The sequence below is a fragment of the Stenotrophomonas maltophilia genome, from assembly GCF_047497515.2.
Classification (GTDB): domain Bacteria; phylum Pseudomonadota; class Gammaproteobacteria; order Xanthomonadales; family Xanthomonadaceae; genus Stenotrophomonas.
Genome location: NZ_JAXAXL020000001.1, coordinates 165,426 through 178,542 on the forward strand (window position 1 = coordinate 165,426; position 13,117 = coordinate 178,542).

At 67.6% G+C, this 13,117-nt stretch carries 11 protein-coding genes; 6 read left to right on the forward strand and 5 right to left on the reverse strand.

All coding sequences use genetic code 11. From position 1 onward, the window contains the following. The first annotated feature begins 3 nt into the window (after positions 1-3). From ACMZPQ_RS00850 to ACMZPQ_RS00875, 6 genes are read left to right on the forward strand one after another with little or no spacing between them, the layout of a single operon-like run. The gene (locus ACMZPQ_RS00850; protein WP_197582832.1) at positions 4-606 is read left to right on the forward strand and encodes a GNAT family N-acetyltransferase; all 603 of its coding nucleotides are present in this window, start codon (positions 4-6) and stop codon (positions 604-606) included. Then, positions 603-1,556, forward strand: a complete 954-nt coding sequence (argC, locus tag ACMZPQ_RS00855) for an N-acetyl-gamma-glutamyl-phosphate reductase (protein WP_197582831.1) — start codon at positions 603-605, stop codon at positions 1,554-1,556. The genes ACMZPQ_RS00850 and argC overlap by 4 nt, the downstream gene beginning before the upstream one ends. 20 nt (positions 1,557-1,576) lie before the next feature. Continuing rightward, complete coding sequence (argH, locus tag ACMZPQ_RS00860) at positions 1,577-2,872, forward strand: argininosuccinate lyase (protein WP_197582830.1); 1,296 nt, start codon at positions 1,577-1,579, stop codon at positions 2,870-2,872. Continuing rightward, positions 2,872-3,135, forward strand: a complete 264-nt coding sequence (locus ACMZPQ_RS00865) for a YciI family protein (RefSeq protein ID WP_197582829.1) — start codon at positions 2,872-2,874, stop codon at positions 3,133-3,135. Before argH ends, ACMZPQ_RS00865 begins: the two co-directional genes overlap by 1 nt. Before the next feature lie 11 nt (positions 3,136-3,146). Next, positions 3,147-4,304 carry a glutamate 5-kinase gene (gene proB / locus ACMZPQ_RS00870; RefSeq protein WP_197582827.1) on the forward strand — a complete coding sequence of 386 codons (1,158 nt, stop codon included), beginning with the start codon at positions 3,147-3,149 and terminating at the stop codon, positions 4,302-4,304. Continuing rightward, positions 4,301-5,572, forward strand: a complete 1,272-nt coding sequence (locus ACMZPQ_RS00875) for a glutamate-5-semialdehyde dehydrogenase (RefSeq protein WP_197582826.1) — start codon at positions 4,301-4,303, stop codon at positions 5,570-5,572. The genes proB and ACMZPQ_RS00875 overlap by 4 nt, the downstream gene beginning before the upstream one ends. A 205-nt stretch (positions 5,573-5,777) precedes the next feature. Here ACMZPQ_RS00875 and pgaD read toward each other — a convergent pair whose 3' ends face one another. The 5 genes from pgaD to ACMZPQ_RS00900 form a co-directional block, all read right to left on the reverse strand. Next, entirely contained in the window at positions 5,778-6,248 is a 471-nt protein-coding gene (pgaD, locus tag ACMZPQ_RS00880) for a poly-beta-1,6-N-acetyl-D-glucosamine biosynthesis protein PgaD (protein WP_197582825.1), read from the reverse strand. Next, positions 6,245-7,501 carry a poly-beta-1,6-N-acetyl-D-glucosamine synthase gene (pgaC, locus tag ACMZPQ_RS00885; RefSeq protein WP_197582824.1) on the reverse strand — a complete coding sequence of 419 codons (1,257 nt, stop codon included), beginning with the start codon at positions 7,499-7,501 and terminating at the stop codon, positions 6,245-6,247. Before pgaC ends, pgaD begins: the two co-directional genes overlap by 4 nt. Position 7,502: 1 nt before the next feature. Further along, on the reverse strand, positions 7,503-9,389 hold the full coding sequence (gene pgaB / locus ACMZPQ_RS00890; RefSeq protein ID WP_197582822.1) for a poly-beta-1,6-N-acetyl-D-glucosamine N-deacetylase PgaB: 1,887 nt from the start codon (positions 9,387-9,389) through the stop codon (positions 7,503-7,505). Position 9,390: 1 nt separating this feature from the next. Beyond that, a complete protein-coding gene (pgaA, locus tag ACMZPQ_RS00895) occupies positions 9,391-11,418 on the reverse strand; it encodes a poly-beta-1,6 N-acetyl-D-glucosamine export porin PgaA (RefSeq protein WP_197582821.1) in 2,028 nt (675 codons plus the stop codon). Between the two features lie 340 nt (positions 11,419-11,758). After that, positions 11,759-12,964, reverse strand: a complete 1,206-nt coding sequence (locus ACMZPQ_RS00900) for a CynX/NimT family MFS transporter (RefSeq protein ID WP_197582820.1) — start codon at positions 12,962-12,964, stop codon at positions 11,759-11,761. Between the last annotated feature and the right edge of the window lie 153 nt (positions 12,965-13,117).

Genomic DNA, 13,117 nt, shown 5'->3' on the forward strand with positions numbered 1-13,117 from the left:
GCGATGAGCAACCTGGACGTCTGGAACACCGTCCCCACACTGCGCGGGCAGCACGTACTGCTGCAGCCGCTGCAGCGTGAGCACGTCCCCGGCCTGCGTGCCGCGCTGGAAGGCAGCGGGCTGGACCAGCTCTGGTACACCCAGGTGCCGTCGCCGGAGCGGGTCGAGGCCTATGTGCAGGCCGCGCTGCAGGCGCAGGCCGAAGGCAAGGGGCTGCCGTTCGTGATCCGCGATGCGGCCGGTGACATCGTCGGCAGTACCCGTTTCTACGACATGGACGCCAGCGTGCCCAGGCTCAGCCTGGGCTACACCTGGTACACGCCGCGCGTACAGCGCACCGGTGCCAACACCGAGGCCAAGCTGCTGTTGCTGCAGCATGCATTCGAGACCATGGGTTGCATCAGCGTGGTGCTGGAAACCAGCTGGTTCAACTTCACCTCACGCACCGCCATCGCCCGCCTCGGCGCCAAGCAGGATGGCGTGCTGCGCAACCACAAGCGGCACGCCGACGGCACGCCGCGCGACACCGTCATCTTCTCCATCATCGACGCGGAATGGCAGGGCGTGAAGCGCCACCTGCAGTACCGCCTGGACCGTCACGCATGAACGATTCGACTTTTACCCTGGGCATTGTCGGTGCCCGCGGCCATACCGGCGCCGAGCTGATCAAGCTGGTGGCCGCGCACCCGCGCCTGGAACTGGCCTTCGTGTCCTCGCGCGAGCGCGCCGGGCAGCGGCTGTCCGACCATCATCCGGAATTCCAGGGTGACCTGCAGTACGAGAACCTGGATGCCGACGCGGTAGCTGCCAAGGGCGTGGACGCGGTGATCCTGGCCCTGCCCAATGGCCTGGCTGCCCCCTTCGTGGCTGCGCTGGAAGCGGCGAAGCCGGAGACCGTCATCGTCGATCTCTCGGCCGACTACCGCTTCGACAGCAGCTGGTACTACGGTCTGCCGGAACTGACCCGCAACCGCTACAACGGCCAGAAGCACATCAGCAACCCGGGCTGCTATGCCACCGCGATGCAGCTGGCGGTGCATCCGCTGCTGGACCTGCTGGCCGGCCCGCCGCAGTGCTTCGGTGTCTCCGGTTACTCCGGTGCCGGTACCACGCCGTCGGACAAGAACAACGTCGAGCTGCTGGCCGACAACCTGATGCCGTATGCGCTGACCAACCACGTGCACGAGCGCGAGGTGTCGGTGCAGCTGGGCGTGGCCGTCGAGTTCATGCCGCACGTCGCGCCGCATTTCCGTGGCATCACGCTCACCGCCAACCTGTGGTTGAACCGCGTGCAGACCCGCGAGCAGATCGTCGAGCGCTTCCAGCAGGCCTATGCAGGCGAACCGCTGATCGAGGTGGTGGATGAAGCGCCGTGGGTCAGCCGCATCGCCGGTCGTCACGGCGCCCAGGTCGGTGGCTTCACCCTGGCCCCGGGCGGCAAGCGGGTCGTCGTGGTGGCGACCCTGGACAACCTGCTGAAGGGTGCGGCCACCCAGGCCATGCAGAACCTCAACCTTGCGCTGGGCATCGACGAACTGACGTCGATCCCGCACTGATTACGCATTCCGGAGCCCCCATGGCAGACCTTCTTTGGCAGAAGCCCGGCGTCGCTGTCGACGCCCAGATCCAGACCTTCCTCGCCGGCGACGACGTGATCCTCGACCGCGAGTTCTTCCTGCACGATATCGCTGCCAGCGCCGCGCATGCGCAGGGCCTGCAGCACATCGGCATCCTCAGTGCCGACGAGCTGGCTGGACTGCTGCGCGAACTGGAGGTACTGGCACAGGACTTCCGCGCAGGCCGCTTCGTGCTGGATACGCAGTACGAGGATGGTCATTCGGCGATCGAGGCGCGACTGACCGAACGCCTCGGTGATGCCGGCCGCAAGATCCACACCGGCCGCAGCCGCAACGACCAGATCCTGGTCGCCACCCGCCTGTGGCTGAAGGAGAAGCTGCAGCGCGTGGCCCAGATCAGCGCCGAAGTGGCCAAGGTCGCGCTGGATCGTGCGCAGGCCGAGAAGGACCTGCCGATTCCCGGTTACACCCACATCCAGCGTGCCGTGGTGTCGTCGGCCGGCATGTGGTGGGCTGGCTGGGCCGAAGCCTTCATCGACAATGCGGTCCGCGCGCGCGATACCCATGCGTTGGTCGATGCCAATCCGCTCGGCACCGCCGCCGGTTATGGCGTGAACCTGCCGCTGGACCGTGAGCACACCACCGCCATGCTGGGCTTTGCGCGCATGCAGATCTCGCCGATCTACGCGCAGCTGTCGCGCGGCAAGTTCGAGCTGGCCGCGCTGGAAGCGCTGGGCGGCGCCACGCTGGACCTGCGTCGCATTGCCTGGGACCTGTCGCTGTTCACCAGCGCCGAATTCGGCTTCGTCGCATTGCCGGCGCAGTACACCACCGGTAGTTCGATCATGCCCAACAAGCGCAACCCGGACGTGATCGAGCTGATGCGCGCCACCCACGCCAGCGTCGCCGCCGCGCGTACCGAGATCGAGCAGCTGCTGTCGCTGCCGTCGGGCTATCACCGCGACCTGCAGTCGTCCAAGGGCGCCATCTTCCATGGCTTCGGCCGCGGCCTGTCCGCACTGGAACTGCTGCCGGCGCTGCTGGCCAACCTGGAATGGCGCGATGACAAGGTCCGCGCCGCGATCGATTCGGGCATGTATGCCACTGATGTGGCGGTGGAAGCGGCGGTGGCCGGCGTGCCGTTCCGCGAAGCCTACAAGGCCGCGGCGGCAGGCGCCGACAGTGCAGGGCAGGGCCGCACGCCAGAAGGCAGCCTGGCCGCGCGCGTGTCGCCGGGCTCGGCCGCCGACCTGCGCCTGGATGAGCTGCGCGCGCGCTGGCAGGCGCTGGACTGATGGCGGGCACCGTCTACCTGGTGCTGGCGATGCGCCGGCCCGATTTCAACGCCGCCGCCGTGCAGCCGCACCGTGACTTCCTCGATGCGTTGCAGGCACAGGGCAAGCTGCAGCTGACCGGCGGCTTCGCCGATGGCAGCGGTGGCGCCTACGTGCTGCGCAACGTGGACAGCCTGGCGCAGGCGCAGGCCATCGTCGCGACCGATCCGCTGGTGACGATGCAGGCCTCCGACCTGACCGTGCACGAATGGATTACCCGCTGAGGCCCTGACCGATGACCCTGCCTGCCAGCCACGTCGCTTCGCCGTTTCCGGAACAGGCGCTGCCGCCGTGGCGGCGTGCGGTGCTGAAAGTTGGCAGCAGCCTGCTGGCCGCCGATGGCGGCGGCCTGTCGCCGCGCCATGCGCTGGGCCTGGCCCAGTTCGTCTCGGCCAACGTGCTGGCCGGACGCGAGGTGGTGATCGTCTCATCCGGCGCGGTGGCGGCCGGACGCGCGATCCTGCCGCGGGCCGACGAGCCCGGCGCGGCAATGGCTGCACGCCAGGCGTTGGCAGCGCTGGGCCAGGCCCAGCTGATCGGCCTCTGGCAGCGCTTCTTCGAACGCCCCGTGGCGCAGGTACTGCTGACCCACGACGACCTGCGCAACCGTCGCCGCTACCTCAACGCCCGCGCCACGCTCAACGAACTGCTGCGGTTGGGCGCGCTGCCGGTGGTCAACGAGAACGACACGGTGTCGGTGGACGAACTCAAGCTCGGCGACAACGACAACCTGGCGGCGACCGTGGCCGCGCTGGTCGATGCCGATGCGCTGTTCATCGCCACCGACATCGACGGCCTGTACAGCGCCGACCCACGCGCGGTGGCCGATGCACACCCGCTGGCCGACGTGCCCGAGCTGGATGAAACGGTGCTGGCCATGGCCGGTGGTGCCGGTTCACGCGCCGGCACCGGTGGCATGCGCACCAAGCTGGAGGCGGCGGCCAAAGCCGGCCGCCTCGGCATCGAGACCTACCTGTTCAATGGCCGCAGCGGCGACGTGGTGCGCGCGCTGGCGCAGGACCGCCTGTTCGGTACCCGTATCCATGCCGCGCGCAGCCGGGAGGCGGCGCGCAAGCATTGGCTGCGGCATGCACCGCTGGCCGAAGGCGCGATCATGATCGATGCCGGTGCCGCGCAGGCGATGCGCGAGAAGGGCGCCTCGCTGTTGCCCGGTGGCATTACCGGCGCCGACGGCGCGTTCCGCCGTGGCGACATGGTGCAGGTGTGCTGGGACGCACCGCAGGGGCGCGTGTGCATCGCGCGTGGGGTCAGCCAGTATGCAGCCGATGACGTGCGCCGCATCGCCGGCCGTCATTCGCGTGATATCCAGGCGCTGCTTGGCTACAACTACGGCGGCAGCGTTGTCCATCGCGACGACCTGGTACTGCCATGACCGCATTGAAGGACATCCCGATGAGCGACATCGAAGCGCAGGCACGTGCCTGCCGTGACGCGGCCCAGGTGGTCGCCGGCCTCGACAGTGCGGCACGCCGTTCGCTGCTGCTGGCGATGGCGCAGGCGCTGGAAGTGAATGCCGGGCTGATCCTGGCCGGCAACGCGCGTGATCTTGCCGCTGCCCGTGACAAGGGCGTCGGCAGCGCCATGCTCGACCGGCTGGCGCTTGACCCGGCACGCCTGTTCGCCATGGCCGAGGCCCTGCGCGAGGTGGCCGGGCTGCCCGACCCGGTCGGCCAGGTGACCCGCGACGACGTGCGCCCGAACGGCATCCGTGTGCAGAAGGTGCGGGTGCCGCTGGGCGTGATCGCGATGATCTACGAAGCGCGACCGAATGTGACTGCAGAAGCGGCCGCCTTGTGCTTGAAGGCTGGCAATGGCGTGATCCTGCGCGGCGGGTCCGAAGCGATCCACTCCAACACCGCCATCGCCCACGCGCTGGCCGGTGCGTTGCAAGCCAACGGCGTACCGCCGGCCGCGGTGACCGTACTGACCGACCTGCGCCGCGAAGCGATGCTGGAGCTGCTGCAGCTGCATGAGCTGATCGACCTGGCGATCCCGCGCGGCGGTGAAGGCCTGATCCGTTTCGTTGCCGAGCACGCGCGGGTACCGGTAATCAAGCATTACAAGGGTGTCTGCCATTTGTTCGTGGACGCCAGCGCCGATCCTGGCAAGGCCATCGATCTGCTGGTGGATGGCAAGTGCAGCCGCCCGGCCGCCTGCAATTCGCTGGAGACGCTGCTGGTGCATCGTGACGTGGCCGGATCGTTCCTGCCGCGCGTTGCACAGGCGCTGGGCGAGCGAGGCGTGCAGCTGCGTGCTGATGCTGCGGCGCAGCCGTTGCTGCCGGGCAGCACGGCCGCAACCGAAGATGACTACGCCGCCGAGTTCCTCGATCTGGTGCTGGCGGTGCGCGTGGTCGACGATCTCGATGCGGCCATCGCGCATATTCGTGCCTATACCTCGGACCATACCGAAGTGATCGCGACCGAAGACAGCGGCAATGCCGAGCGCTTCGTCAATGCGCTGCGCTCGGCGGTGGTGATGGTCAATGCATCGTCGCGCTTTTCCGATGGTGGCCAACTGGGTCTGGGCAGCGAGATCGGCATTTCCACCACGCGCCTGCACGCCTACGGCCCGATGGGCCTGGAGGCACTCACAGTCGAACGTTTCGTGGTGCGTGGCGAAGGGCAGACGCGCAAGTAGATCCGCGCCATGCGTGGAGGCTCTTCGCGGTAGACCCCGGTGCCGACCAAGGTTGGCACCCACCGGGCCCAAGCGCCGACCAAGGTTGGCACCCACCAGGCCGAAGCGCCGACCAAGGTCGGCACCCACCGGAGAGAAGGTCGGCCAAGGTCGGCATCTACCAAAGCAGGCAGCGACCAAGGTCGGCACCCACCGGGCAGCGGGGTTACACCACCTCGCGGCGGATGCCGATCGGCCGTGCATGCTCGTCCATGTGCAGCGTGGCGGCCTTGCAGCCCTTCAGGCGCTCGGCCAGCCCGGTGCTGGCGCCGAGATCGGCCGCCACTTCGTTGAGGCTGGTGAGTGGCCGCGGCAGCCGCCGGTCGTGGCCGCGGAACCGGGCGCGGTTGTACTCGGCCCAGCCGATCAGCAGCACGCTGGTACACAACAACATCAGTGGCAATGCCACTACCACGTACGGGTCGAACTGGCTCTGCCGCTCATACAGCTGCTGCCAGGCCAGCTGCCCGCCGACCAGCCACGAGAACAGGGTCACCAGGGGTGCCCAGAGGTAGAAGTAGAACCCCCAGAACGCCAAGGTGACGAACCCCCAAGCGGTGCGCTGGAAGCGCGGTTGGCGGTGAGGCTTGCGAATCATCCGCGAATCGAAGCGGTTGGACGGGTGTTGCGCGTTCATCGGATCCCCCGGTCAGGGCTGGTCCAGGTGGCGCGCTTGCTGCGACGGCGCAGCAAGGTCTTCGGCAGCGCCACCAGGGTGGTGGAGAGGCTGATCAGCCAGTACGCCATCGGGTACCAGATGACCCAGAAGTAGTTGCGTCCAATCTGTGTTTCGTAACGACGATCGATGATCAGGCTGCTGGCGAACTGCAGCAGGCAGACCAGCGCCAGGATCACGCCGTGCCACTCCGGCAGCAGGCTGGCGATATGCAGCTGCGGGGGCAGATCGACGAACTTGCCCAGCGCCCACAGCAGCACGATGAACAGCATGGTGTAGGCCCAGAGCACGCTCAGTACATACTCCAGCAGCACCCCCCACATGCGCCGCTCCTTCCAGTGCAGCAGCGAGCGGGCGTGACGCAGGATCACTTCCACGCCCCCCTGGGCCCAGCGCAGCCGCTGCCGCCACAGGCCCTTGAGCGTCTCCGGCATCAGGATGAAGCACAACGCATTGGGTTCGTAGCGGATATCCCAGTGCGCACGCTGCAACCGCCAGCTGATGTCGATGTCCTCGGTCACCATGTCATCCGACCACCAGCCGACCTGATGCAGGGCAGTGCGCCGGAAGCCGGCGATCACCCCGGAGATCGTGAAGATGCGTCCATACACGCGCTGCGCGCGCTTGATCATGCCGATGATCGAGGAGAATTCGGCCACCTGCAGGCGGCCGAGCAGGGTGGAGCGGTTGCGGATGCGCGGGTTGCCGGTGACCGCGCCGACCCGGTTGCCACTGACCAGGTGCCAGACCATCCAGTGCAGCGCGTGTTCCTCCAGCATCGCATCGCCGTCGATGCACACCAGGTACTCCGAGCGTGCTGCCAGCGCGCCCATGCGCAGCGCATTGGCCTTGCCCAGGTTGCGGTCCAGGTGCAGCACGCGCAGCCGCAGGTGCCTGGCGGCCAGCGCGTCGAGCCGTGCTCCGGTGTCGTCGCTGCTGCCATCGTCGATGGCGATCACTTCGTAGTCGGTCGGGTAGCGCTGGGCCAGCGCCGCGCCAAGGGTGTCATCCAGGTTCGCCGATTCGTTGTGGCAGGGAATCAGCAGGCTCGCAAACGGCGGGTCGACCATCAACGGGGGATCATTACGCGGTCGCGAATGACGCTCGCGCCGGAAGTAGTAGTACAGGCCGCCCGACATCCAGAAGAACGCCATCACCATGGGGTAGTAGAAGGCGAACTGGAACAGGACCTGCAGCAGCGGGTGCATGTCCATGTCACTTCTCCGGGTACGGGAAGTTGCCGGCGGACATCGCCGCACGGGCATCATGGGTGGAAGGCAGGTCGGCGATGAAATCATCCGGGTACCAGGCGAAGTGATGCACCCCCTGGGCCTGCAGCTGGCGGATCTGTGCGCGCAGACGATCAGCGGGAATGGGCTGGCCAGTGCGCCAATCGACGGTCTGCAGCTCGAACAGGGTGTGCTGCAGGTGTGGATCGTGTGCGCGCACCGCGGCCAGCAGCTGGTCCAGCCAACGCTCGGGGCGCTTGCTGCCTTCCATCCACGGCATCGCCATCAGCGCGGTCTGGTCGTAGGCCTTGTTGAACAGGTCCAGCCGCTGCGCGAACCAGGCTTCGCTCTGCGGCCGCAGCACCGGCTCGGCATACAGGTTGCGTACCGTTGCCAGCTTGGGTCGCCAACGCTGCGCGCTGTCGCGCAGGGCCAGGGTGAAGTCGATCAGGGCCTGGGTGCGTGCGCTGCCATCGCCACCGGCCGCCAGCGCCGGCAGCTCGGTGTCGCGCAGGTAGCCGTCGTCATGGAACAGCAGCCCTTCAAAGTACGAATTGACCGCCAGGTCCTCGTAGATATCGAGCATGATCCGGCGCGCCTTCGGGTTGGTGAAGTCCAGCCGGTACATACCGTCGGTATCGCCGTTGTGGATCGCCAGCGCCTCGCGCTGCGCCGGGTCGGGCAGCTCGAAGCCCAGCACCGGCAGCCACGCATACACCTTCACCCCTGCGCGCGACTTCAGCTGCCACGCGACACGGCTGAACAGGTCCGCGCGCATCGGCATGTGCCGGTTGGGGAAATACAACGCATCGGTGGTGTTGTTGCCGTCCGGATCGGCGAAGGCCTGCAGGTAGACGTGGGTGGGCGCGATGCGCTTGACCCGCTCGATCAGTGCATCCAGGTTGCGCGCCTGCTGCGCCGGGTCAGGGTCGTACACATCATCCAGGTCGACCTGCAGTGCGCGGATGCCATCAAGTGAAACGTCGCGGCGCAGCTCGTAGGCCAGGCCCTCCACGGTCGGGTTGTCGCTGACCAGCAGTCGCGCCAGTCCATGCAGGTCGCTGGCCACCGGTGTGCTGCGGCCTTCCAGGTCGAACGAGACCGGCATGCCCAGCTGTTCGGCAATATCGTTGCTGAGCTGGTTGTAGGCGGCGTACGGCCAGACGATGGCGCGTGGGCGCACCCCCAGGTGCTGTTCGATCCGCTGTACGCTGCGCGAGAGGTCGGCGCGCAGGCGCTGCGCGTATTGCGCTTCACTCTCGTAGCTGTGCGTGGCAGGGGTGTAGATGCGGGTGACCACCGCCGGCGTAGAGTTGCCCTGCGGATTGGCAAGCACGCCATGGTGCAGATCGTCGGTATGGCTGGCTACTTCGATCAGCCCGCTGTCATGCATCTGTTTCAGCTGTGCCCACGTGACGAAATCATCGTGGCCGAATGGCCGGTAGCCATAGTCGATGGTGCGCCCCGGTGCCATGTCCACGTAATCGGTGATCACCGCCACCAGCGCCGGGTAGCGGTAGGCCTGCAGCAACGGGAACGCCTTGTCGTAGACGCTGCGCAGCCCGTCATCGAAAGTCAGCAGCACCGGTTTCGGTGGCAGGGTGGTGCGGCCCTGCGAGGCGTCGATCACCTGCGACAACGACACTGGGTGATAGCCGTGCGCACCGAGCCAGTCCAGGTGTGCGGCGAAGTTCTGCGTGCTTACCGCGTAGGTATCGGCATCGCCCTTGGCCGCGACCTGGTCGCGGATGTCGTGATAGCTGAGGATCAACAGGCCGTTGTCGATCGCATCGAGATGCAGGGCCTGCTGTGCGAAGGCCGGCGGTGCAGTGGCCAGCAGCAGGAGCACGATCAGTCGCAGGATGCGGGCCATGTCAGTCTCCCCAGCGCAGTGCAGCTTCGAAGCCGATATGACGCTCGCGATGGCCGTCGTAGACCGGCCGCGACCAGCGCACGCCGTACTCGAACACGCGGCCCGGGCCCAGCTGCCATTCGTGCATGTAGGACACCGACGGCACCAGCGCACTGCCGAAGCCATCCTGCCAGTAGTCGCCCAGAGAGACCGTCAGCCGGTGCCGAAAGTGGCGCTCGTAGTGACGCCACAACTGCTGGTCGATGCGCAGCCCGATCTCGACCATGCGATCGCGCTTCGGGTTGAAGTAGGGCGCGTCATCGCGGCTGCCACGGCTGGTGTAGGCACTGGCGAGGCCATCAATCAGCCAGCGCGGACGGGTCAGCAGGCGCTGTTCGAGGCTGGTGTTGAACAGTTCGCGATGGTTGCCGTCGTCGTAGCGGAAGCGGCTGGCGCCGAACATCCAGTGGGTCAGCTCGCTTCGACGGTAGTCCACCTGTGCGCTCACGCCGTCGGCGCTGATGCCGGCCGCGCGCGCCTGCATCGAGGCTTCCGGATCATTGCGCGCGGCCACCACGCCAGCGTGCCAGTAATCGTTGAACTGCCAGCCGACGCCCGCGCGCAGCCCGGTATCGCCGATGTGGTCGTTGGCGCGCAGTACCGCGGTTTCTGCATCCAGCCGGCCAAAGCGGTAGCGCACGCCCGCGCCGAGCCACAGCGGATCGATGCGTTGGTCCTGGAAGTCGGTCGAGCGGCGGTCGGCGAGGGCGAACAACCGCCAGCGGTCGTCGAGGATCGGCGTCTCCACTTCCACGCCGTAGTGACGATCGTTGTTGCCCAACGGCGAGGTGCCGCCTCCCCCGGAACTGCGGCCGATGTCGGTCCATGCCTTCAGCTGCCAGCCGCGGTGCGCGCGCCAGGCCTGGTCCATGCGTTCGACGGCCGGTTGGGTGGGGTAGCGTGCGACCAGGTCATCGTGCAGCGGCCGTGCCAGGTCGTCGCGCTGCAGGGCGACGTAGGCCTCTTCCATGCCCAGCCGTGGCTCGATGTCGCGCGGGTCCAGCGCGTGTGCCATCTGCTGCCGCTGCAGCGCCCTACGCGGCCAACCGCGCATCATGTAGACGCTGCCCAGCGCGCTCTGCAGGCCACCGTTGCCCGGTGCGATGTCCACCATCGATTCCAGGTCGCGCTGCGCGGTGCGCAGGTCGCCACTGTAGGCGCGCACCATCGCCAGGTTCAGATCGGCTTCGTAGCGTGACCAGTTCGGGTACGGTGATTTGCCATTGCTCCAGCGCCATGCCGGTTCCTTGTCGCGCCACGCCTGCAGCAGATCGATGGCCTTCTCCTGTTGTTCGCTTTCCAGGTAGGCGTAGGCCAGCTCGGAATGCGAGGCGTCGCGGGTCGGGTCGGCGGCCACCGCGGCCTGCAGCACCGGGATGGCTTCCTGCGGATGCAGCGTGCCCATCAAGGAGTCACCCACCGCGGGCAGCACGTAGTCGGGCAGCGTGTGGCCTTCGGCCTGCAATGCCCGCGTCTCCTCGCGCACCTGCGCGTGGCGGCCCAGCCGGTTGAGCAGGATCAGCCGGTCCAGGCGGATCCGCAGTGGTGCCTGTGCCGGCGGCGTGGCTTCGCCGCCCAGATAGCGCTGCATGCGCGCCAGCGTCGATTCGGCTTCCTGCAGGCGGCTGTCTTCGCTGCTGCTGTAGGCCAGGCTCCAGACCACCAGCTTGGCCAGGTAGTCGCCCTCCAGGCGTTGCTTCTGCGCCGCGTCGAACAGCTGCGGGCGCTGTTGGTAGAGCTCCCAGGCGCGCCACGCATTGCCGATGTCACCCAGGGTGAGTACGCGCAGCTTGAACAGCAGGTCGTCGTTGGGCCGTTGCTGGCTGGCCCGCTCGATCGCGCCCAGCGCGTCCAGCCATCGCGCCTGGTCGCGGTAGCGGCCGATCTCGGCCAGGGCCGCCTCGCGATCGGGCGGGGCAGCGCTGCTGGCCCAGGCCAGCGCGGAGCAGGCAAGGCCGACGCAGAGCGCCAGCCGGCGGTGGACAACCATTGGGAACCCCCTTGGCTTCCGAACCAGACAACCTGTGAAAATGTGACGCATATCACATGCCAGCTTTTGGCGTGGCCGTGGCCCGCGTCACTCCCTTCGTGCATGCCGCCCTGCAAGGACGGGTACAACCCGGACAGCGACCTGCAATGTCTTGTCTGAAGCGAGAGTCCCCCGCACACCGAGTGGTGGCCTGGACGGCGGTGCCGCCCCCATGCCCGATGCCGGCACGCGGCAAGGATGGGCATTCGACGGCACTATCCGCCCGGAATTGTCAGTCCGGCGTCAAGAAGCGCGTGAAGATGGTTGCCGACAGTCGAGGCCGCCACGCGGCCCCGGCGCGTTACCAGAGGTCTTCCAGCTTGCGCGGCTTGCAGGCCACCCACGAGGCGCACAGCATCAGGGTGGCGCAGCCGAACAGGAAGCTGAACGGGAGCGTCCAGCCCTCGCTGACGGTGTGCAGCCAGCCGACCAGGAAGGGCCCCAGGCAGCTGAAGCTGTAGCCCACGCCCTGCATGAAGCCGGACAGTGCCGCCGAACCGGTGGGGGTGCGGGTGCGCAGGTTGATCAGGGTCAGCGCCAGCGGGAAGGTCGAGGGGCCCACGCCAAGCAGGCAGGCCCACAGCAGCGGCGCCTTCATCGGTGCCAGCAGCAGGCCGGTGAACGCGATCACGAACGAGAAGAAGCCGATCAGCACCAGCGGGAACGGGTTCTGCAGGCGCACCGCCATCGACGGAATCACCAGCGAGGGCAGCAGGCCCAGCGCCGAGAACACGGCCACCATCACGCCACCAAAGGCGGGCGTGCCGCCGGCCTCGACCACGATGCGCGGCAGCCAGGTGAACATCGAATAGGTCATCAACGAGGTCATGCCGAACATCAGCGTCATGCTCCAGCCCAGCGAGGTGCGCCAGACCTTGCCATGCGGCTGCGCGGTCGGATCAGTGGCATCGGCCTGCGGCTTCGGCGCGCGCGTGGCCAGCACCAGCCAGGGCAGCGCAGCGGCCAGCGCCAGCAGTGCCCACATGCCCAGCGACACTCGCCAGCCCGCGGCATTGGCCACCGGCACCGCCAGCAGCGCCGGCAGCATCGTGCCCAGCTGCAGCACGCTGATGTAGAGCGTGCTCATGGTGCCGACCTTGTTGGCGAAGTAACGCTTCACCAGCGGCGGCACCACCACGTTGCCGATGCCCATGCCGGCCAGTGCCAGCACCGATCCGAACAACAGCGTGCCGACATTGCCGGCGCTGGAGCGCAGCAGCAGGCCGGCCATCGCCATCACCATCGCCAGCAGCGTGGTGCGCTCCAGGCCCAGACGTCGCGCCAGTGCCGGCGTGGCCACGCCGAACAGGGCGAACGAGGCGGTCGGCAGCATGCCCAGCACACCGGTCATGGTGGTGCCGAAGCCGAACTGCTGGCCGAGCACGTCCAGCAGCGGCGTGATCGAGGTGACGGCCGTACGCAGGTTGATCGCGGCCAGCAGGATCGCGGCGAAGGCGAGGATACGACCGTGCAGCAGCGACGGCGAATCGGAAGGGGAGGAGCTCATCGGTGGTCCTTGCAGGTGTCGCATGCCGTGTCTTGGCGTGCAGCGCCGCACCGGTCCGGGCCGGTGCGGTGGGTGGGGGATGCGCCATTGTACGTGGCTGGCGGGGCCCGGTCCTGTCAGCGCGATCTGTCGCGATCTGCATCACGGGATGGC